The following is a 23,613-nucleotide window of genomic DNA, read 5'->3' on the forward strand; positions in this document are numbered from 1 at the left end:
ATTAATTACCTATTATTGGGTATATTTTTGATGATATTCTTTTTTAATATTTGAATATCATTATCTATAGTAGAAAAACTAATCTTCTGATGTAAAAAACTAAAACAAACAAATAGAATTTCTTATGACAATTGAAATTAGAATAAATGATCTCTCAGGAAACAATGTAAATACAGATTATATCGGTTGGTCACCAAGGCCGGCATGGGTAAGACAAATTAATGGCAACTCTGATATTTTTGTAGATCTTAAAAATAATGGTCTTTCAGGTGGAGGAGAGGTAACTTTTTTCCCAACGGATGCAAATGATTTGCCAGATATGTTATTACCTTCTGATGAATTGGCAGGGATTAAGTTAATAAATGACCCGCAAGATAACGGTTGGGTTAAATTCTATATTGCTGGAAAGTTTGATCAAAACACAGGTGATAGTTTTCCAAGTTCTAAAGATAAAGATACCGGGATTGGTGTTTATAACTCCCAGGATGCTAGTCTAATTTACACTAAAGAATTGATGGTAAGGGTACGTAAAAATGTAAAGGCCCTTACTTTAGATGAAAGAAAAGATTTTTTAGAAGCCATAATGTTTTTGAATACAAGAACTTCTTCGAGTCATCCTTGGAAAAATTTTCAAGACATGCATGTAGGAAATACAGGTAGAGAGATTCATGGTAGAAGTTGTTTTTTGCCATGGCATAGAATGTATCTTTTAAACCTTGAAAGACTAATCCAGAATGTTACGATATCGCAATCTGATGGCTCAATTAAATCTTATGCGCATGTTACTATACCATATTGGGACTTTTTTGATGTTGCTAGTAATGTATTTGTAAAGTCATTTGCTGGTAGTCCGGATGCTGCTGGATTAGTTGATTTCCATGCAAATAACCCATTGGTTAACTGGAGTACAAACTTACCTGGTATAACCCAAGGTAACATTATATTAGGTCCTAAACTATATCGGGCGCATTTAATAGGAAATAATCCTCAAATGTCTTGGAATCCACAGTCTCAAGTTACACCTGTTTATACACATCCTAGCACAAGTTGGGCGCATCGAACAGAACATGAAACGATTTATCAATATTCAGATTATGATCAATTTAATAATGGACCTGGCCAAGGAGTTCCAGGTTTAGAACAGTCGCCTCATGGAGGAGCTCACGTAAGTTGGGGAGGCCCAATTAGCTTGATTGGCTATTCACCAGCAGATCCAGTATTTTTTATGTTACATTGTAATGTAGATCGTCTATGGGCCACTTGGCAATGGAAAACTACCGGATATCGTTTTGACCCTACAGATCCATTTAGTTATGATCGTCAAGGTACCGGATCGAGAACACCAGGGCAACCAATAAGTGATTTAATAGGTAACTATACTGAAGACACATTATGGCCTTGGGATGGAGATGATCAGCCTCCACGACCACCTCAAGCCAATTGGGGAAATTTTCCAGATTCAGATGTAGCAAGTGCCCCTGGACCCATTCCAAAATTAAAACAAGCTATAGATTATCATGGGCAACACAGTCAGAATCCAGATGATTATTTGGGATTTGATTACGATGATATACCTTTAGATTATCCAACAGGAACAATTGTTTGATAGTATAATATTCTCAACTTAAAAAGAAATCAAAATGTCAAAATATAGATACAAAGATTCCAATTACAAAAAGGCCATTAAAGAAGCAGATGCCAAAGCTTTAGAAATGGATAAGATGTCTCAAAAGAAGGCAAAAGAAGCTGCTGCTGTTTTTTTGGACGAATCTAAATCGCTTGAGGAACGTATTGAAGCTGCAAAGACAATGAGTAGAATAACAGGAGATGATGTTGATAAAGCCCTTAGCTTATTTCGAAATAAGGATCTACCTGAAGAACTAAGAGTTTGCGCGTTTTATGGGATATCAGGGCTTGTGTTTTCCCAGGAAGATGTGATGCTTGATGCTATCAATGAAATTAAGAAAGGGGAGGGCAGTGGAGAAATTGCATTGGCCTCACTTAATGCTGTTAAGGCAGCTGAGATTAGCTCTCCACAGCTCTATGGGGCTAATGTTGCAGAGTATAAGGATGCGCTCCGTACAGCTATAGATCATAAAAATGAAAACCTAAGAGGTTCGGCTTTAGAAATTTTGGCAATTAATAAGGATGAATACGCACAAAGACGTTTGGTTGAATCTTTAGAAGACCCATCTAAAGAATTAATTGCTCCCGAGATTGCCGTACAGTTATTGTCATACGATCTCCATGCAAATCATTTTAAAGTCTTACGTAAAGTTGCTAAAAACCCTCCTAACAGTATAGCTAAAAGAGAATCTATCAGAAATTTGGGTTTCGATGAAGAGTCCAAAGAACTATTACAAGAAACATTAAACAATTTAGATGAAGAACCAGAAATTCGTCATGCTGCTGCTACCGCATTAATGTGTCTAAATCCGAAATTATCTTCCGAGATATCAAAAAAGATAATTATAGAAGAGCAAGGGCATCACCTTGATGAATTAAAGACCGCTTTACTTAATACACTAATTTTTCTTGAAACTGAAGACATTGAAAAAGCTGAACATAAAATTATGAGGTTAACAGAAGAAGAAGGTAACTTCAAGGAAAACCTTCTTAAAATTAAAGGAACCTCAAATCTTTCTGAATTAAATGATATGATAGATCTTTATTTAAATACAGATAATAAATAGATATAATGTGTTTTGAATAGAAAAAAATATTTAGTACCCAAATTTGACAGGCATACTATAGAGGAAGATATAGCTACTTTTGTTGATCAAGCTGATAAATTAAAGAACAGAATAAATGTCTTAGGGGCGTTATTAGTAGAATCAAATCCTTTATATAATGGACGAGGTACTAATGAAGTCAATAGAATACAAGGATATATTTTAGCCTCATTTGAAAAGTATGGATTTTCTTTAAAGTTGCTGCCCATTGCATTAGAGTCATTGGAAAGTGGTATGAGTGCATATATGGTAGCTGCTTCTGCTAAGGCTATTAGAGGTCTTAAACGGAAAAATCCGCGATTAGTTCATTATCTAATGGCTGGAATAACAAACATCTACTATAGAGATGATACAATTACATTTAATACTTATAAACCCAAGTGGCCATTAGAATATCCTACTTCTGCTTTAAGAGAAATCATGCTTACTTTACAGTGGTTAGGAGCCAATGCACAAGATGCAATTGTAGAGTTAGAAGTTCTGTCTGTAAGCAGTGAGATTAATAGTAGCAACCGTAAACTAATTCTAGAAACTATTGAGAAAATTAAAAAAGACAAAAGTAAACAAGAGCATTGTTGTAATGTCGAAATTGAGTCGCCCATAAAAGTTTCTAAAATAGATTATAAAAAAATAAAGAGTTTAAAAATTCAGGATCAAGATGGAGAGATTTTTACTTATGGTGATTTTTTCACAGATAAACCTACTGTTTTAGTTTTTTTTTATACACGATGCGAAAACCATAATAAATGCTCCTTAACCATAAATAAATTAGGAAAACTACAACAACTATTAAAGAAATTTGAGCTGCATCAAAAAGTAAAAACTGCAGCAATGTCTTACGATCCAATTTTTGACACACCAGAAAGACTAAAAACATATGCCCTAAAGCGTCATGTGAGCTTTGATTATTTAAATAGAATATTTCGAGCAAGAGATAAAAATTCAATGCCGCAAATTCTAAAGTATTTTAATTCTGAAGTTAATTATGCAGGAAACATTATAAATAAACATTTAATTGAGCTCCATATATTAGATGAATTTGGAAAACCAATTAAGTCTCTTGTGAGATTTCAGTGGGAACCTGAGGATGTAGTAAATAGCTTATTGGAATATTTATCTAAAAAGCCAAAAACGTCTGTGATTAATACTTTAGGATTGCAAAATATGGTTGGCACATTTAGAAATATAATTGTTCCAATTTTGATTGTGCTTTTTCCCAAGTGCCCATTATGCTGGACTGCCTATATGAGTATATTTGGAATAACAAGTTTATCAACAATTCCTTACAGTCCTTGGATGCTTCCGGTATTATGTGGATTACTTTTTATTAACTTATGGTTTATTTGGCGCAGATCAAACCAAATAAAAAGTTGGATAGCATTTTATTTAGCAACTGCAGGAACTATTATTCTTATTCTTTTTGGCCCTATTTATATGAAAAAATCAATTATGAATTCAGGGTTAATATTACTTATTGTTGCAGCTTTATTAAATAGTATTCCAATCAATATATTAGGAAAGATTAGAAATACGACTTCAGAAAACTTTGGCCAAAACACATAAAAAACGAACCGTAATTGTTTCCAAATGATCCCGTTATTAAAAATGCATTATAATGTTCTTGCGTGGTGCTTGTGTCGAACTTGATTAGGTATAACTTGAACTTTTATATCCCTTAATGAGGAAGTTCTTCTAGGGTTTTTAGAGTAGGAGTGAGGCAATGCGGCGACAAAGTGCTTTCTACAATTTCTTGAAAGCGTGTATGGAATATTATAGAAATTATAAACTTAATTTCTCATTTACCTTTTCTATGTACTTGTCAAGCAAATAAGTTTTATCATCAAGTTCTTTAGCTTTATTGAAACATTCCAAAGCTTTTTTATACTTACCATTGTCATAATGATACACGCCAAAATTTAGATAACAATACGAGTTGGTACCATTCAATGTCATTGATTTTTCTAGGTCTTTGAGACCTTCAGCTTTCAGGCCTAGCTTAATCTTTGCAAATCCTCTATTGTTTAGCGCGTAAGCAAAACTATCTTCTAGTGATATAGCTTCCTCAAAATCCAATATTGCACTCTCATAGTCTTTCATAACATTATAAGTATAACCTCTATTATTAAATGCAGTACTATTCTTTGGGTCAAGTTCAATAGCTTTATTATAATCAACTAAAGCTTCATTATATGCTCCAGAAAAGGATTTTATTAGCCCCGAATTTGTGTAGTCATTTGAATTGAATTCTTTTTTGAATTCGTTATTATATAAATCATTTACTCTTTGTGAGTTAGGGTAATCTTTTATCTGTAAATATGCACTAATTAATAATTGATAAATTATTCTTTCTCTATAACCCTTTTCGTAAACTTTTTCTAATGTTACAGCTGCCAGACCATATTCTTCATTGTTATAATATTTAGCTCCAATATTATATTCCTCAAGTATATTTCTATACTTCAATAAATTCAATATTTGTTTTCCATCATTAAAAACTGTTTTACCGTTATGTAGTTCTATAGGTTTTTTTCTAGGGGCAATGTTTATGTAAAAGTCATAGATAGACGATAACATAAAAATAAAAAACACAAATATTAAATCATCAGTTTGATTCGTACAAAAAATGAGATATGTGAAAAACGCAGCTAAGATTAAAGATGCTATAGGGCCAAAAAGAATGATAATTATCTGCCTGTTTAAGGAAATTTCTTGGTCGTGCATTTTACATAATCCATATTTCCAGAAACAGGGATTGCTTTTGTGCAAGAAAAACTCAAGCCTACTAATATTTAACTTAAAACTATTTTTTGAGTTTCCATATGAACCTAAATAAATACTAACCTTTCCCTTTGTTAAAAATAATGCAGGTATTCCATGCCCAAGTTCATGTAAAAAGACTGTGATTGGTCTTAGCAGAAATCCGAAAAACATAAGTTTAAGTATAACTTCTACAGGCATGGAATAAAAGAATTATTACAAAACGAATTTAAAATAATTATATACAATAAAAACGATTTGTTTTTAGTTTACAAAGCAATAGTTTCATTTGCTGATTTTTCTTTTAAAAGTTTTCTTCTCCAAAACTTCTTTTACTAAAGTTAATGAAACACTTTTTATGCGACGACGTAGGAGGAAAGCATAATGTGTGTGAAATGGAATAATTGTTAATTACTTGTTCAGAATTCAATTATAAATTTGAAAGTATTCTATTGTTAAAAAATTATCTTTGGATAAGAAATAGCTTGAGAATATGGCAAATATAAAAATTCCTGAATCATTAAATTTATTATTACAAAAAGATCAAAAGTTAGATGGAATAGTAAAAAAAACTCTAGCAGATTTTGGAGAAATACTAAAAGAAAATAATCTCTTTTTTTTTGAAGAGTATACTGATCATGGATTAGAACATATTCAAAATGTCTTGCATGGTAGTTCTAAGTTAGTTTCAGATGATACATTTGAAAATATTCTCACATCTGATGATATAGCATTTTATATTTTATCTGTAATACTTCATGATATTGGGATGCATCTTACTCTTGATGGATTCAAAATATTTCTTTCTGGGGAATATGATGATTTAACACCTGAATTAAGTGAATTATCCTGGGAGAATCTTTGGCAAAATTATTTATCAGAAGCTAAAAGATTTAGTGGCAAACAACTAACCTCAATTTTTGGATATGACGATATAGAAATAAGGAATCCACTTATATTAAAAGCTGGAGAATTAAATGGAAATGATAGAAAATTAATCGGTGAGTTTATTAGAAGACATCATCCAAGAATAGCACACGAAATAGCTATAAACGGTTTCCCTAGTATAGGAAAAAACAAAATACCTTTTGCTTCTGAGCTTGATAAAAAACAACTAGACCTTATTGGGCTTATTGCAAGAAGTCATGGAATGAATCTAAGAAAGTGTGTTGAATTTTTAGAACGAAAACATGGAAGTTCGAGAAGAATACCTCTGGGCATTCACGCCTCATATTTAATGATATTATTAAGAATATCTGATTACTTACAAATAGATAGTTCAAGAGTTTCTAAAATAATAATGAAGACCAAAACTTTCGAAAGCCCAATATCTGAATTAGAGCACAATTCTCATTTAGCAATTGATTTTATTGATGATAAATATCAAGATGACCCTGAAAGAATTTATGTCTCTGCTGCTCCAAAGGATAGTTTTATGTATTTAAAACTAAAAAAATTATTCAGAAGTATTCAATCAGAATTTGATATCTCTTGGGCAGTATTAGGTGAGTTATATGGTAATTTAGAAAATAAACCATTAATTAAATTTAGAAGAATATCTTCTAATCTCGATGACTTAAATTATATCAAAGAGCAAGCTTATATTGGTGACTATATTTCTTTTAAAGCCAATGATGATATTACTAAGTTATTAATAGGCCCTTTGTATGGAAATCATCCAAAATATGGTATTCGAGAACTCCTTCAAAATTCAGTTGATGCCTGTAATGAAAGAAGTGAAATTGAAAACTTTAATTTAGATTATTCTGCAGAAGTTACCATAGAAATAATAGAAAATGCTAGCGGAAAGTTTTTTATTATAAGAGATAATGGAAAAGGAATGAGCCTTGATGAAATAAAAAATTATTTTTTAAGTGCAGGTGCTTCGTATAGAAAAAGTAGGGAATGGAAAGAAATGTTTACTGATGAGAAAGGAAAATCGAAAGTTCAAAGAAATGGGAGATTTGGTATTGGAGTCTTAGCAGCTTTTCTAATAGGAAAAAATATAAGTATAAAAACAAGAAAGATAAATTCTGACTTTGGATATTCATTTGATGCTAATTTGAATATGGATCAGATTAATATTTCAAAGGAAATTAATATTGATATAGGTACTTTAATAACAATTGAAATAACTGAAGATGTTTTTGAAATACTTAATAATAATAAAAGATCCTATAATGAGAGTGTATTATGGACAGATTGGTATACTTTAAGTAAACCAAAATTAAATATTTCTTTTTTAGGTAAAGACATTGTAGCATATGAAAATTTTGATCCTCATTATTTGGATTCAAAAATACCTAATGATTGGAATTATGTAGATGTAAAAGGATATAATAAAGTGTTATGGACATATAGTAATAATTATTCGGGTAGAGATTTAGTTTGTAATGGTATTGCAATTCCGATAGAAGATGCCAGATATGATGAGAAAAAAATAATTGATGTTGGTTTGTTTTCAAAAAAACCAAAAATATCAATTTTCGATAATGATGGTGTAACTCCATTGTCATTAAATAGAAATAATCTTTCAGAAAATTTAGATTTTCATGAAGAACTTCAAGAATCAATATATAAAGATTATATAGCCTATTTGTTAACGTTTAATAATATTAGTATTGTGAAGAATAATACTATTAAAATAAAAGATCAAGCCTTAAGCTATCCTGGAGTTGCAAGTTATTATCACAATTCTAGAACAAATACTATGGGAACCCAATTTGGAGAGTACTATTATTATAGAGGTTCTCATCTACTGCGCGAAACTTTAATTTCTAAAAAAGGTTTTATAGTTAATAATAATTATTTTATAAATAGGATAAAACCTTGTAGCTTAGTATTTATACAAACTTTTAATTATGAAAGTCTTAATGAAATCCATTTAGATTTAAAGAATAATTTTTTAATTATTTCTGATGATACTTCTGACTCAATTGGTCATTATAAATCATTAATAATTAAACCATTTGATTATAGTGGTTATGTTGATAATCAAGAAGTTACTGATGATGATCTTGATGAAGCTCCAAATTTTTCGGATTATAATACTCATTATTATTTAAAAGAAAAAAAATACAAATTTCTATTTGACTCATCAAAAAAGAGAATGCCAGTATGGGTTAGCGAAATGTTGGCAAAAAGCTTTAAAGAAAAAGATTGGATAGCTTTAACTGTTGATAAACCAAAAAAATCAATCATTGATAAAGAATTTTTAAAAGTTAATGCTCAAAAGTTTAATTTTATTAGAGAAGCACCTTTAAAATGTGATAGTGAAGGGGACAAATTATTAAATTCGTTACTTGAAAAGTATATAGGTAATGATGTTTTAATACCATTTGATATTAAAGAAAGAAGGGCAAAATTTCCATTAGCTTTCAAGGAGTTGAAAAGATATATGGAAAAATACTTATAAAGATAATTTTATTCATCATTATGTAAAATAGAATCTTAAATTTAACTTGGCTCATAAAATTTTGGCTAAAACAATAGGTGAGTGGAGCGATCATATTTTAGGGGTTTAGTTACTGTTTTTATTGGTATTACTGCTTTTTAAAGGTATTTTCTTTAGTGGTCTAGGTTAATTACAATGTTTCCTAAAATATAGTGTAACGTGCCGTAATTGTTTCTAAAATTATATGCAGTCTTGATTTTTTCGCTTCTTTATTTATCAAGAAAAAAAGATAAATGAAACCTTAAGAAGTTCTACTGTTCAATTCTATTTTACATAATATTAGAAGTTACAATAAAAGAATATTCTAATAGAATCAAGAATAAAGCAAGTGTACAGAAATTTTTAAGTAAGGAATTTAGCAAGGGAAAATTTTGTACTGTTGCGTGAAGTTTACGAGATGTCTTTGAAAACTTTTACTACGAGAATTTCAATTACAGACGAATTATTAATATGAAGCTAAAAGCTTTTGCTTTTTTTGGCGTTGGTAAGCGATGGATAATTGTGTTATAAATAAATTGCAATAAGCAATTTGATTTTATAAAAACAATAAGCGTTGGCAGCGGATATTTTACATAACGTCAAATTATAGTACTAATGTTTTATAAATTCTGCGAAGCAAACCGCTTAATAGTTTAATTGCCCCAAGTTCTATAGTTTCTTTAGCAGACAAATGTTTCTGGGGTATTTTACATAATATAGAATTATAGCTTACAAACTATATTTTGATGGAAAACTGAATATGATATATTTGTACTATAATGTTCTGCGTTATGTAACTTTGCTTTGGTGAAAAGCGAAGTTCTTTAACCCAATTTTCTTGATTTTTTTTCTTTCTAAAAGTTTCTTTAAAAATGTAATGGAATACTCTTTGCCCGAAGCGACGATAGGAGTGAAGTGGGAATGTGTATGGAATGGGAATGATTTATGGAATATTCTGTTGTTAAGCGTTAAATTATTTTATCTTTAGCAGTTCAAGTTTTAGAGTTAAAATGGAATACTTAGCAGGAAATATTGAAATTGAAAATAAACCTATAGAAATTGATTTATGGGATAAAATCACTGAATTAATTGATAATGATAGGGGAGTTTTTGGTTATAAAATACCTTCATTAGGCGAAAGCGATTATAATAATATCCCTTCGTTTGTATTAAGAAGTTCAAAGTATGGTATCATTATTTTTGAAATCATTGATGAAAAAATAGCAGATTTTGATGAAGAAAATGAATATTGGGAAACTTCAAATGGAGAATTTATATATTCAAGAGAATTAATAATTAACTTATACCTACAAGAACTAGAAACAAGATTAAAAAAAGATAGTAGAATTTTCGATATTAGAAGAAATAAATGGTTAGAAGAAATTAATATTCAAAGTTATTTGATTTTCGGTTTTAATACAAATGAAGAAATAAGTGCTTTAAATCTGAAAGCCAAGAATCCAATTCTATCAAATTATATTTCTAGTGATAACTTAGATAATGACTTAAAATCACTATTGGATGTAAACCATAGTATTGACCAAAATAAAATAGATGTAATTGATGCTATTTTTGATGGTTCCGATGTTTTTAGTAAAACGAAGAAAAAGAAAATAATTGAGCAACCTGAAAATGTAAATGATTTTATAAAAAAATCTCTAAACTATACTTTTAAATTAGACCATATACAACGTCAAGTTGCTTTACAAGTCCCACCAGGACCACAGAGAATAAGAGGCTTGGCAGGTACAGGAAAAACTGTAATTCTTTGTATGAAAGCAGCACTAGCGCATAAAGCGTTTCCTGAAAAGAAAATACTATTTGTTTTTAATACTCAAAGTATGTATGGTCAAGTAAAGAAAGCAATTACTGAATACTATTTTAACGAAACAAAGACAATGCCTAATTGGGCTAACTTACATATTTTACACGCTTGGGGAGGAAGTAGTAAACCAGGAGTTTATTATAATACTGCAAATTCAGCTGGTGTAAAGCCAAAAACTTTTATGAATGTCAAGAATAGAGCTAATCCACTAGATGCAGTTTTTGAAGATTTATTATCAAGTTCAAAAAGTAAAATTATTCCAGAATATGATATTTCTTTAATAGATGAAGCACAAGATTTTTCTACATCATTTTTCGAAACGATATTTCATATTACTAAATCTGTTAATGATGAAAATAATGATAAAAGAATAATTTGGGCTTATGATGAGTTCCAATCTCTTACAGATATAAAAATAAGAGAGCCTGAAGAGTTATTTGGAAAGGCTGATTCTGGAGAACCAAATATACCTAATTCTAAATTGGAAGGATATTATAAAGGAAAAATTGAAAAAGATTTTGTTTTACCTAATTCATATAGAAATCCAAGAATTAGTTTGATGGTTGCACACGGACTTGCTTTAGGTTTATATTCTAAATATGGAAAAGTACCGATGGAAGATAGTAAAGATTGGGTAGCTAGAGGATATGCTATTCACTCTCCAGACAAAAGGATTTTTGAAAGTGGTGACAATGTAAAAGTTGAAAGACCAGAAAGATTTAGTAAAAATATTCTCGAACGCTTGCTAAAAGAAAGTGATAGTGAGGAAAGAAAACTGGTACAGTTTAAAAAATTTGAAGATATTAACTCAGAATTAAATGCAGTAGTTTCAAAAGTTGAATGGTTAATTAATAATCAAAAAGTTGAACCCGAAGAAATAGTAATTATCAACTTAGATACAAGAAATTCAAGAAGTCAGTTCCAATATATCCGTCAACAATTAGATATTAAAGACATAAAAGCTATAACTCCAGGTTATGTAGAACGTTCAGATGTATTCAAAGAACCTGGTTTTGTTACTCTTACCACAGCTTTTAGAGCAAAAGGAAATGAAGCAAATATAGTATTTGTTATAAATACTCAGAAAGTTATAAACGACTCAACCTTTAGAATGAGAAATGCTATTTTTGTTGCAATAACAAGGTCAAGAGGATGGAATTACATTTATGGGTATGGAGATAAAATTGATGATTTAGAAAAAGAAATTGATGATATAAAAACAGATTATCCATTTTTTAACTTTCCATTCCCAAGTGAAGATGAAATAAAACGACGTTTAACAATATTACAAAGTAACAAGAATGTTGAAAAAGCGGATAAAGAAATTGATAAACTTCTAAAAGAAGCTGATTACAAGGCTTTATTACTAGAAAAACTTTCTAAAGACCCAGAACTATTAGCTGAAATATTGAAGTTAGAAAAGTCTAAAAAGAAAGAAAATGATTGATTCAGTATTATCCAATATTGAGTTAACAAAAAATATTTTCAGGAAATTAATAGTTACCTCGAATTATAAAAAAACATCTGAAAGTACCATTGGTTGGGATAAATACTCATCTGGTATATTTAAAAATTTATATGCCAAGGAGTATGAATCCCTAATTCGTAATAGACAATATAGTTTTTTATTAAAAGATGATTTAGGTTTTATCCAGTTTTATTACAAATGGAATAAATACAATGTTCTTGAAAAATTGAAAATGGCATATTACCCTTATCCTCTAAGAGTGAGAGATGATGTTGGAAGTATAGAAACATATATTGATGATTCTGATGATTTAGTATTAGAAGAATATTATTATGATTTATGGAATATTCTAAATCATAATTTTGAACTTAATGTAGATGATGAAAATTTGGAAAAAGCATTGAAATATGCTATTAAATTTGGTAATACAGAAAATAAAGAGCAACTTATTTTAGGAAGGTTTGAAAGTAAATATGAATTTACAAATAGTTCACACTTAAGGATTGATTATGATTCGAAAGTAACTAGTCATCATAAGACAGAAATACAAATCGGAGCTATTAACGATTTAAGATTACCTTTAAATAGAATAATAAGTCCTTTTACTTTTTTTGATTTTATCTCAAAAAATATTTTCCGAAATGATAGAGATTTTATCGATATTATTTCTTCCCAAAACTATTCAACAAACTTTAATAATTCTAAAAAATTATCATTTGAAATTAATCCTTTTGAAGAATCAAATATTTATGTAAGTCATCTATAAAATATTATTCTATTTACCATAATTAACCCGTTTCTTAAAATCTATGACTTCATCTTTTAATTTCTTATTGGCATTTTCAATTAATTCATTTTGAAGTTTCATAATGCGTAATAAATCGTGAATAGCATTTAGATTATCCAGTTGTGTATATACGATTCTCTCTAAGTCTGCTTTGGTGTATTTAGGATATGGCATAAAATTTGAAATAAAGTTATTAACAATAAAAATTTAATTAAAAATTACATTTATATAATTTTAACTTACATAATGTTAATTCAAACTTATAAATTAAATTTTAAAAACACAAGTTTAGATTACTAAAAGTTAACTTAAACTTATGTTTTAGTAAGTATGTGTTATATCTTTAAAGTAGAATACATCAAATAGTTATGGCAATAGAAAGGATAAATAGAATAAAAGAAGTATTAGTAATTCAAGGAAAATCGCAGGTTTGGCTTGCGGAAGAGTTGGGAAAAAGTACAACTTCTGTAACGGCTTTTTGCAATAATAAATCACAACCACATTTAAAAGATTTAAAAAAAATAGCTGAAATCTTGGATGTGGATATTAGAGAGTTATTAGTTTCTACAAAATGATTGCCTTAGAGTTTCTAAAATCAGAATTAAAAAGTCATAACTTAGAATTAACCGCTAAAACCGATGGGAGGGAAGGGGCTGATTTTTTTATAGAAAACTACCAAATATACTTACAACCACTAGATTTAGATATTGTAAAACAAAGTATCAAAATAACAAAACAGGATTTAGGAGAATTAAACGATAACTTGTTTATCGCTTTAATTTTAATCATAGAGCAACAACCAAGAGTTGTTTATTTAATTCCACCCAAACAATTACAGGATTCTGATAATAATTTCTTCGTAGATAATGAAGTGAGTTTAATGCCCAGTTTATCCAATTGGGAAATTAAAATATCAAGCAAAACTATAGGAGAGCTAGAAAAATACGCTTTAAATAATATGATTGACAAATTAAAAGTTTAGTTTTTTAATATTATGTAAAATAGAACGTGCGTTTTTACCCAGATGAAGCGATGGCAAAACGGCCTCAGAAAACTTTGGTAAAACAATAGGTGAAAGAGCGTATATATTTTAGAGGGCTAGTAATACATATTCTTAATAATAACAAGGTTTAAAGCTAGTTCAAAGCAATCTTAAGCTGTTAGATTGTTTTCTAAAATATAGCGATTGAGCCGTACATTGTTTCTAAAGTTTTGTGCAGCCTTGATTTTTTTGTTTCTTTTTTTATCAAGAAAAAAAGATATGCAAACTCTAAAAATGTTTAATTATAGTTCTTTAGTTAACAAGTGTATAGAAATTTTAGAGCGTGGATTTGAGCTAGGGAAAATTTTATACTCTTGTGGCAAGCTTACGAGAATGTCGTAGAAAAAAATTTTACGGGATTTTCCTCGAATACGAGAATTATAATTAATAGCAAAAGGTTTAGCTTTTTTTGGTGTGGCCAAGCGATGGCAAATTGAGTTTAAAAATAAATGCCATAAAGCATTTAATTTTTTAAAAACAATAAAGCGGTTGGGCGCGGCAATTTTACATAGCGTCTAATTATAGTACAAACAGCAGGATGTTTCTTGTTTAGTACTAAACCAAAAAGCCAAATGTTTAATGACCCAATTACTAGAGTTTATTGTACGTACAAAACTTTCTGGGATATTTTACATAATATAAATTATAGTACAAATGTAATTATGTTGTTTGTTTTTCCAAACGTACATTTGATATCTATAATTCTACATTATGTAAAATATCCCCAGAATATGTAGTCTATTTAAAGAAACTTTCGTCTGGGGGTCATTAAACATTTTGCTTTTTTAATTTCTTTTGATTCGTCTAGAATTGAAAATTTCGTCGGTATGTACTATAATTTGCCGTTATGTAAAATATCCGCTCCCAAGCGCTATATTGCTAAATAAAATCAAATTGCTTTATGGCAATTTATTTTAACCACAATTTGCCAACGCTTGCCAGCGCATAATAAAAGCTTCGTTTTGGCTACCTATTATAATTCTCGTAAACAGGAAAATGTACGTCAAAAAAAATTTTAAGCGATTCTCGTCAAGGTTGCCGCAAGAGTATAAAATTTTCCCTTGCTCAAATCCACGCACTAAAATTTCTATACACTTGCTTTATTTGGCGTTTGTTTTAAACTTTCAAGTGTTTGCATATCTTTTTGTCTTGATACAAAAAGAAACAAAAAAATCAAGGCTGCAGAACCCTTTGGAAACAATGTACGGCTCAACCGCTATATTTTAGAAAATCTAGGAACGTCTTAAGACTGCTTAGAAATTATATTGAAACTTTGGTTAGTATTTATAATATGTATGGCTAGCTCTCTAAAATATGGCCGCTCATTTCACCTATTGTTTTGACCAAAGTTTTCTGAGGCCGTTTTGCCATCGCTTCATCTGGGTAAAAACGCACGTCTATTTTACATAATATATTAATGGTTGACAGTTTTGATACACACAAGTCGCACCAAAGTTATGTTTTTCGGTTCGTGAAATACAAGGGTAAAATGAAATAAAGCTATTTAGCCAACGCTTCACCCAACGCACCGTAAACCGCTTTATCCCTTGCATTTGACTCATTCAAAACAAATTATACGGTTTGCCTTGGCAATATTGTTAAGGTTTAACTTTTAATATTTTTATTATGGATGTTTATTATCTTTTTTATTTCAGAATTACACCTCGTAATAGTCGTTTTCCTAATCGTCGTTTTTTATTCTTAAATGTAGAGCGCAGGTGTCGTTTTAAAATAACTTATATGCCTAAAAGCCTAATTTATGTATATGCTATTCAGTTATTTTGGGTAGAGCTTGGCATCACTAATTTTCCACCTCCTCCATCTTAGGAGGTTTTTTTTGTTCTCAAAACTACTTACTACCAATTAAAAAGTCAACCACTTTCCTCCCATCGGTTTTGGTTGCTAATTCGAAGACATTAATTTTCTTCTTTTAATTTAAGGTCTTTGCAGACTTGCTTAAATACTTCGCAAGGGTCTACATCAATTGCTAAAGCAATTAGATATAATTCGTCAGCTCTAAGTTTAGTACGCTGATTATTAGCTAACTCACTAAGTCTAGTTTTACTTATTCCTGTTTTTCTTGAAACATCGGAACGATTAACTGATTTTCTTGATAGGAACAATCCTAATTCGGTCATTATTGTCTGATTTTAAGAACATAAATTTACATATTAAGATAAAGTATTCCGATTTTGTAAACTATTGATTTTTATTTTATCCGAAATAATGTATATTTGTTCTGATAATCGGAATATTTAATCTTAAAACAAGAACAATGCCAAGTTCAAGATATACAAAAGCACAATTAGAAGAGATAGTTTATACACAACTTGATAACTTAAATGCTATTCACGACCTCTTAAGAATTATGAAACTTCAAAATGAACTTATTGAAAATGCCAATAAAAAATTAAAAGATGAAATTATTGATTTTAAGAAACGGGTTAATTATGGGAGTGGAAAGTTTGAGTAAATTAGCTAATATCTCGTTTGCCTCTGTTTGCAAAATCTGACAGGTATATAAATTTATTTTTTAGAAATTAAATCACTTATTCGTTTATCCAACTCATCAGTTGCTTTGATTTTAGAGTATTGGTCTTTCACTTAGAATTTTTGATTAATGATTATATGACAATTTCATCATTATCATTAGGTATATCTTCTCCATTCTCACTAATTCCAGAAAGAGCCTTATCAACCACTTTTTCTTTATTACTTAACTTCTTTTTAGACTTCTTTTCTAACATTGCAGCGACTTTACCCATGCCAGGAATACCATGGAGCTTGTCAATAGTCATCTGAAATTTGTAACTCTGCTCTAATGCTTCCATAACTGGATGGTCTGATGCTTCATAATTAGATATAAGTTTTCCAGGATTTTCAGAAGAGACCTGTAAAAAGTTAGCAAGTAATCTAAATTTTAACTCTTCAGACTGCTCTGGATTCTCGATATTTTCAATTTGTGTTGACAAGCCTTCATACGTTTTACTTAAAACTTCTTTATGTGAATATTCCTCTATTAATCTCTTTGAAAGATTTAGCTTTTTGTTCGCTGAATAAGTAAACCATAATACTGGAATATACATTGGAATTATAGCTAGTACAAGTCTTGGAACACGAGTAATGACTTGTTCAATTGTGATTCCTTGATATAAGAATACAATACTCACTATTACAGGTATTAAACTGACGACAATCATTAAATAAATACCTAGATTGAATCGTTCCTGTAATTTTTCGGAAGCCTCGACTTCCTTATCTTTTTTACTAGAAAAAGCTGAACTCAAACCTGCTGTTAAAGCATCAGGAAGCAATTTCGCAATGTCATCATTGATTTTCTTGTATTGCTTTTTGTATTCGTCTTCAAATGACTGGTATTTATTGCCATACAAGGAATTAATCTCATCAACATTTTCAAAAGATTTATCTATTTTCTCTTTCAGTTCCTCATATGATGCGTCTAACTCATCTTTTAAGCCTTCAATTTTGTTTTCCTCACCTGTATCTTCATCTGTTTGTGTATAACCAAAAACCTCTAAATGTAGTTCGTCTATATCTTTTTTACGTTTATTTAATGCATTAAGGCTTACTGATGATTTCTCTAAATTTTCTTCAACTTTCAAAGTGAAATTATCAATTTCATCTAGTTGGGATTCTAAATCAGGATACTTTTCTAAAATGCTATCAATATTGCCAATTCTAGAATTAATTAGTTCTAGTTTTTTTTCAAATTCGGATTCTGCATCATCTAATCGACTTTTAGATTCGTCAACAGCTAGTTTAGATTGATTGGCTTCATTGCTGTAACCATTAATTTCGTTCTTGGTATTTCTTGCAGATTCTAATTCGTTTTCTAATTGTTCAACTAAACTCTTTGCTTCGACCAATTTGTCTTCAACTCTATTTCTATACTCTGATGCTTTTTTTGAACTCTGTTTAGCCTCTCTTTCATCATCAGAAGCTTTCCTTTCAATTTCAGCTTTGAGTTCTTGTGTAAATTTTTCCAAACCTCCTACTCTATCCCAGAGTTTTTGTCTTTCTTCTTCGAGATATTGTATTTGTTTAGCCTTTGAGTCGTCGAAAAATGCCATAATTCTATTTTTGAATTGAAAGCCCAATTTTTGTGCCAATTAACAATTTTTTAAGAAACACTAATTATTGACATAAATGAGCATTAATTACTGACAATGTGACATATATGTTTTTGAATTGTGCTAATTAATCCATTTCATATACATTCCCCTACTCTCCTCGCCTACACTTTAGCCAACGCAGTTCGTCGCTTCGGGCAAAGAGTATTCCATTACCTTTTTTAAAAGAAACTTTAGGGAATAAATTTTTTCAAGAAACTGTAGAAAGGATTTGAGCTTTTATCCAAAGCTCAAGTTACATAACGCGAGAACATTATAGTACAAATATCATATTTCCATTATATCTTGTTGTTATGCCATTTGTAAGCTATAATTCTATATTATGTAAAACAGAAAATCTGAATACAATACCACATCAAAAATAAGAACATTTTAAAATATCAATACCGCTGTATCTGAGCTAAAATTGTTGGGTCTTTAATTTTATTGTCTTCTGATAATAATTTCATTTTTGAAATGATTTCAGCAGTTTTTGGATCATCATCAATAAAAGGTAAAAATAAACGTCCACGATGTTGGCTATGAACAGGTATAATAGATAATTGTAAACCTGTTTTGCTTACTATACCGCTTCCTAGATGAATACTATAATCGGCTAAAGTGCCTTTTATTAAAATATGTCGTTCTTTTACAGTAACATTATCTGTTTTAAATAGCCTTGCGGTTTCTCTTGCTAAAGCACCTCGCATTTGCATGGTAGAATGACTTGCTTCTGGATCTACACCACCAACATCCGCCACACTTACTACTAAATCTAAATCGCGCATAACTTCGCTAAAAGTTACACTATCAATTTCAGTAAGTGGTATTGGTTTGTAATTATTTCTGGAATGAAACGCTACATGCTCTAATGTTGGTGCTTCAATATCGGCTGGAGAAAACCAGTCGGCCATAGCATAAATTGAGGCTATAAATCCTTTTTTATGATACACTTTTTGCAAACCTTCTTCATGATTTACCGTCCATCCTCGTGAACGTAATAATGCTACCGTTTTTTGAGGTTGTATTTGGTGCCCTTGGTACCGTTCTGATTGTAAATTACTTTCTATTTCGTCTTTAGTAATTACATACAGCTCTCTAAATATCTGTTTAAATGGTTGTACCAACTTTGTGTCAAAAGCATATTTTTGATACAAATCCCATACAACGTTTTCATATAAATGTGAAGGATGCGCAATAATAACAACATCATCTTCTGTAATGCTACTTACCTTACCTTCACTATCTTCTAAGCTACCTTCCTTATAAAAACCAAACCTATTTTGTGTTTTATTGTACAACACTAACTTATTTAGCATCGCTTTTACAACAGGATGTATCTGGATGTTTTTAAGCTCTTCTTTACTAAACACTTCTTCTCTTAACATCGCGTTTTCTAATGAAATACGTGTTCTGGAATATTGTTTTCTTAAGTACGTTTTATTTTTTTGAAGCGCTTTAATCTGTTTATCCTTTCTGTATTTAGTAGGAATAGATTTTTGGGATTTTCCATCTTTATGAACTCTTATATCTGCTTTTCCTTGTGCGTTAACAAATAATTCTACAACTACATTATCAATCTCAACAAGCGCTTGTTTCATAATATTTTGGGTAGCCTCCCCTTCCATTGCCCAAGAAAATCTAATGCTATCGTCATATCCTGCATTTCTTGCCAAATTGTCCAAAGCTATTTCTACAGCATTTTTTTCACTTTCTTGTCGTTGTGCTCCAAACTGCTTACTTTCTCTTAAAAACTCCTGTAAAATTGTATACCTACTTAAAAGGTCTTTTTTTCTATTGACTTTACTTAAAGGAATTAATCCGAATGCTTTTACATAATCCTTATCTCGCTTATCTTTTATTTTAGCAAGGGTTTCTCTTATTTTAATTTCGCCAAGAATTACGGAAGAATATAGTTTTACAAGTCGGTGACCGTTACCATCAGAAATATACTTTGCAGCATCATGGAGTACTTTCCAATTTTGTTTTCCAAACTTGGGATATACTTCATTAAACCAATCTAAATCTATCACTCCTTTGGCAAAATCGGCTTTTTCAACATTAGAATATCTAGAAATTAAGGTCTCCTTTTCAGCATTCATATAGTCTGACGTATGTGCATGAAACCACCAAACTGCATCTTCCAGTTTTTCTATATTTAAAAATTTGCCAATCCAGTTTGCCCATTGTGGTGCATAAATAGCTGTTTCAATCCAGCGTTTTTTTGTGATTTTTGATGTTTTTGCTAGTGTCAGAAAATCAGTGTATGTTTCTGTTTCTTTCGGAATACTCTTCTTTATTAAATTACTAAAAACTTCCTTTTTCGAATCAAAATTATACCATGAGTATCCTCTATGAAAGGTGTCTTTTCCTAATCGTGTTAATAATTCAAATAAATAGGTTGTACCCTCTACGCTACCAAAATGATTCATGTAATGCGTCGCTTCAGTAGCCAAGTCTCCCCGTTCTAATTCAACAGAAATCATGTTCTTCTTTAAATCATATGCAATATCATTTGGTATGCCATCAATATTAACATCGTTGCGTCTATAATATCTGGTTTTCTCTATAATATTTAGTAAACCGGTATTTACAAGTAGCTGGTATTTAAAATTATCTACACTTATAGTATTTGCTTTGTATAATGCAACTGTTATCCATTCGGGTGGGTAATTTGGTTGCAAAATAGTAACGTTTGTTTTAGCAATATCCGAAATATTTGTTGGTACTTTAGGGTAGGTTAATTTTGCGGCAAATAGATACATTTTTAAATCCCAATAACGTTTCAGCAATTTGGTGTTATTTGAAATTTGATGCAATTCTGTTCCTAATGTATTCAAATCTAAAGTTTGATATTCAATAATATCTGTCCAATGTGTCACTTTGTTATTCCATTGCTCTTTAGAGGTTTTACGTTTTAAATCTTCTGGGATTCTTGCAATAGCATCTTCTAACAAATCTATTTTAAACTGTAATATTGTTGGGAAATCGGCATAAGCTTTAAATATAAAATCGAGTAGTCTCGCAACTTTTTTGTTTATGGAATCCCATCTATTGGTTTTCACTAAACGCAAGCCCTTTAAATTGGGCAAATATTGTTTTACAAAATGAACATAATTTTCGCTTTTGAATAGATAGGGAAAGTTATCGCAATAGTAGATTGCCACCAATAATTCAAAATCGTTCAACTTTGAATTTTCATACCAATCTATCCATACATCTGCCATAGGAAGGAACTGTAATTGTGTTTTTGCATCCTCTAAATGATATGCCTTTTTTTCTGTATAATTGATACTGTTTGAAAGTAAAACTGTTTCTTTAGCGCCGTTTTGATAGTGTGCTTCATACTCGTAATTTTGATGTTTTTCAAAAAGACGGATGAGTGTATTTACAGCATTTACTGTTTTTTCAGTATCAATTAAATTGTTGAAAAGAAAGTTGGTTTTTGGCGTTAATTTAGACATGATGTTGGAAAGCAATGATTTGTCTTTACCAAAAATAATTTTAGGCGTAATTAATGGTTCTAGATTAGTGTAATCTATAGCACCAAAGCCGTTTTCAAAACTGTAATCTTGTGTGGTTTTAGAAAACTTATCAATATATACTTGCTCGTTTTTAGAGAGTTTTGGTCTTTCAGTATATAAATTGATTTGTGTATCCACAAAAGCTACCATGCGATTACTATCGTGTAAAACGGTCATTATTTCTAAAGCAGCTAGCCTTTGGTCTACTTTTGGAGATGCTATAAGGTTTGAAGTAATAGCCTCCACTCTATTTTCTTTTTGCTTCAGTATGAGCTTAATGATGTTTTCTCTTAAATCTTTGTTCTTACGCTGAAGCAAATCTTCAAGTACAAAAATATCATCATCATTTAAATCTATCGATTCAAACAAGCTAATTCCCGTTGCCATTACAGAAGTATTTCTATCCTTAATAGCTTGATGAATAACATCTCGTTTCCAAGGTGCTGCTTTTAAATTAATCTTAGGGTTTTTCTTTTGATTTGCATTATAGTATGACCAAGAATAATGATCGGGAAACAACTTTCTAATAAAGTTACTACGCTCATCAGAGGTTATGGTACTCAAATTTTTAGCCAATAATTGGTACTGGTCTTTATTGGCGTGATCAACCAAATACTCAAAAAAGTAATTGGGTTTAATAGTGTATGCAGTCCATGAAAACACCTGACCTTTAATTATTTTTCCTTTAGAAGGTAGCTCTTCTCCATAGTGTTTTATTTTGTTGAATAAATCATCATTAAGTTTAGAATTAATTGGGATGGTTTGCAAAACCCAGAAATCTATTTCTAAATCGTTTCCAAAATTAGAGTTGATCCAATCTAAAACTTTATGATTTGTTCGCCCTGTTTGAGATATAAACATACAAGCCAATATTTTTTTCTCTTTACTGTCTGTATTGATTAAATCGATTGCCTTTAAATTTGCATTATCAACATCTTCTAAACCTAAAAACCATAAAGCAACATAAACCTCTAAATTGTCTTTACTGGTTAATGCATTTTTGGTTAAAATAGGGTTCTCAAAAAAAGATAAGCTTAACTCTAAAACTCTTTTTATTGTTGCTTTTTTAGGAGCTTCCCAACCAAAACCAAACCAAGTATCTACAGCTCTAACTACACTACTAAATCGTATTAAATTATGCTCTAAAATTACTTTTATAAAATGCTGTAGTGCACCGATTGAAGTTTCATCCAAAGCTTCCAAAATAGTTTGTCTTAAGCCTTCTTGCCGTTGGGCTGCCAGTAATAAATCTTCAACTAATTTCCAGTTTTCAGGATTATCGGTAAGTAGTAAGCCTTTTACTAGACCTCTAGTAACACCTCCTATTTCATCTTCACCTAAAAAAATATCTTTTATTAAATTGTGAATGGCTACCGATGCTTTCTCATCATTTAAAGCTGCAGCAAATACATACGAATGATTCTTATAATAATACTCATCGTAAACATCATATTGTACCAATTCTAGAATATTTAATCCTGAATATCCTAAATTTCCAGACTGATATAAATTTTGTAAAAACCGAATTCTGTTTACAGTATAGTCATCTGTTGACTTACATCTAAACGAGCGCCTTGTATAGTCGCTTTGGTAGGGCGATTTTAAGATTAAATCCCAAATATCTGAAATGTACTCAGCCTGATAATTCCCAAATAATAACTTGGCTAATTTTACACCTTCTTTACTCTTCCACGGATTAGTGATTATATCACTACCAAAATAATCTTTATAAGGCGTTATATTTAAGTTGTTTGAGTAATAACTTTGCCTTGTGTTTTTTGAAAGTTGTGTAATCAATAACCCCAAAACATTGTATTTTTTACTGAAACCATCTAAGTGATTTCTTGTTAATTTTGAAGTTTTTTTGCTTTCAATAAAGGCTTGGGCGCTTTCTAATTTTATCATGCTGTGTTTA

At 30.3% G+C, this 23,613-nt stretch carries 14 protein-coding genes; 9 read left to right on the forward strand and 5 right to left on the reverse strand.

From position 1 onward, the window contains the following. Nucleotides 1–124 precede the first annotated feature (124 nt). From EYD46_RS05670 to EYD46_RS05680, 3 genes are read left to right on the forward strand one after another with little or no spacing between them, the layout of a single operon-like run. Nucleotides 125–1,606: a tyrosinase family protein gene (locus EYD46_RS05670; RefSeq protein ID WP_130936090.1), complete on the forward strand. Its 1,482-nt coding sequence runs from the start codon at nt 125–127 to the stop codon at nt 1,604–1,606. A 34-nt stretch (nt 1,607–1,640) separates the two neighbouring features. Then, nucleotides 1,641–2,693, forward strand: a complete 1,053-nt coding sequence (locus EYD46_RS05675) for a HEAT repeat domain-containing protein (protein ID WP_130936091.1) — start codon at nt 1,641–1,643, stop codon at nt 2,691–2,693. A 12-nt stretch (nt 2,694–2,705) separates the two neighbouring features. Further along, on the forward strand, nt 2,706–4,295 hold the full coding sequence (locus tag EYD46_RS05680) for an SCO family protein (RefSeq protein ID WP_130936092.1): 1,590 nt from the start codon (nt 2,706–2,708) through the stop codon (nt 4,293–4,295). Between the two features lie 216 nt (nt 4,296–4,511). On the opposite strand, the gene EYD46_RS05685 is transcribed toward EYD46_RS05680, so the two are convergent. Then, nucleotides 4,512–5,690: a tetratricopeptide repeat protein gene (locus EYD46_RS05685; protein ID WP_130936093.1), complete on the reverse strand. Its 1,179-nt coding sequence runs from the start codon at nt 5,688–5,690 to the stop codon at nt 4,512–4,514. 292 nt (nt 5,691–5,982) lie between these two features. Between EYD46_RS05685 and EYD46_RS05690 the strand changes: the two genes are divergently transcribed. From EYD46_RS05690 to EYD46_RS05700, 3 genes are all read left to right on the forward strand, one after another. Continuing rightward, the gene (locus EYD46_RS05690) at nt 5,983–8,904 is read left to right on the forward strand and encodes an HD domain-containing protein (protein WP_130936094.1); all 2,922 of its coding nucleotides are present in this window, start codon (nt 5,983–5,985) and stop codon (nt 8,902–8,904) included. Between the two features lie 1,028 nt (nt 8,905–9,932). Continuing rightward, complete coding sequence (locus EYD46_RS05695) at nt 9,933–12,194, forward strand: DEAD/DEAH box helicase (RefSeq protein ID WP_130936095.1); 2,262 nt, start codon at nt 9,933–9,935, stop codon at nt 12,192–12,194. Then, complete coding sequence (locus EYD46_RS05700; RefSeq protein ID WP_130936096.1) at nt 12,187–12,981, forward strand: hypothetical protein; 795 nt, start codon at nt 12,187–12,189, stop codon at nt 12,979–12,981. The genes EYD46_RS05695 and EYD46_RS05700 overlap by 8 nt, the downstream gene beginning before the upstream one ends. Nucleotides 12,982–12,990: 9 nt before the next feature. On the opposite strand, the gene EYD46_RS05705 is transcribed toward EYD46_RS05700, so the two are convergent. Next, complete coding sequence (locus EYD46_RS05705) at nt 12,991–13,176, reverse strand: hypothetical protein (RefSeq protein ID WP_130936097.1); 186 nt, start codon at nt 13,174–13,176, stop codon at nt 12,991–12,993. 194 nt (nt 13,177–13,370) lie between these two features. On the opposite strand from EYD46_RS05705, the gene EYD46_RS05710 reads away from it, so the two are divergent. Both EYD46_RS05710 and EYD46_RS05715 read left to right on the forward strand, forming a co-directional pair. Beyond that, nucleotides 13,371–13,577 carry a helix-turn-helix transcriptional regulator gene (locus tag EYD46_RS05710; protein WP_174719892.1) on the forward strand — a complete coding sequence of 69 codons (207 nt, stop codon included), beginning with the start codon at nt 13,371–13,373 and terminating at the stop codon, nt 13,575–13,577. Next, a complete protein-coding gene (locus EYD46_RS05715) occupies nt 13,574–13,984 on the forward strand; it encodes a hypothetical protein (RefSeq protein ID WP_130936098.1) in 411 nt (136 codons plus the stop codon). Before EYD46_RS05710 ends, EYD46_RS05715 begins: the two co-directional genes overlap by 4 nt. 1,976 nt (nt 13,985–15,960) lie before the next feature. Here EYD46_RS05715 and EYD46_RS05720 read toward each other — a convergent pair. Continuing rightward, the gene (locus EYD46_RS05720) at nt 15,961–16,182 is read right to left on the reverse strand and encodes a helix-turn-helix domain-containing protein (RefSeq protein ID WP_130936099.1); all 222 of its coding nucleotides are present in this window, start codon (nt 16,180–16,182) and stop codon (nt 15,961–15,963) included. A 137-nt stretch (nt 16,183–16,319) separates the two neighbouring features. Between EYD46_RS05720 and EYD46_RS05725 the strand changes: the two genes are divergently transcribed. Then, entirely contained in the window at nt 16,320–16,517 is a 198-nt protein-coding gene (locus EYD46_RS05725; RefSeq protein ID WP_130936100.1) for a hypothetical protein, read from the forward strand. A 151-nt stretch (nt 16,518–16,668) separates the two neighbouring features. Here EYD46_RS05725 and EYD46_RS05730 read toward each other — a convergent pair whose 3' ends face one another. Both EYD46_RS05730 and EYD46_RS05735 read right to left on the reverse strand, forming a co-directional pair. Then, the gene (locus EYD46_RS05730) at nt 16,669–18,135 is read right to left on the reverse strand and encodes a coiled-coil domain-containing protein (protein WP_130936101.1); all 1,467 of its coding nucleotides are present in this window, start codon (nt 18,133–18,135) and stop codon (nt 16,669–16,671) included. A 440-nt stretch (nt 18,136–18,575) separates the two neighbouring features. Beyond that, nucleotides 18,576–23,603, reverse strand: coding sequence for a DUF4132 domain-containing protein (locus EYD46_RS05735; RefSeq protein WP_130936102.1), 5,028 nt, complete (start codon nt 23,601–23,603; stop codon nt 18,576–18,578). Nucleotides 23,604–23,613 lie beyond the last annotated feature (10 nt).

Origin of the sequence: Hyunsoonleella pacifica, assembly GCF_004310335.1 — a bacterium.
Lineage (GTDB): Bacteria > Bacteroidota > Bacteroidia > Flavobacteriales > Flavobacteriaceae > Jejuia > Jejuia pacifica.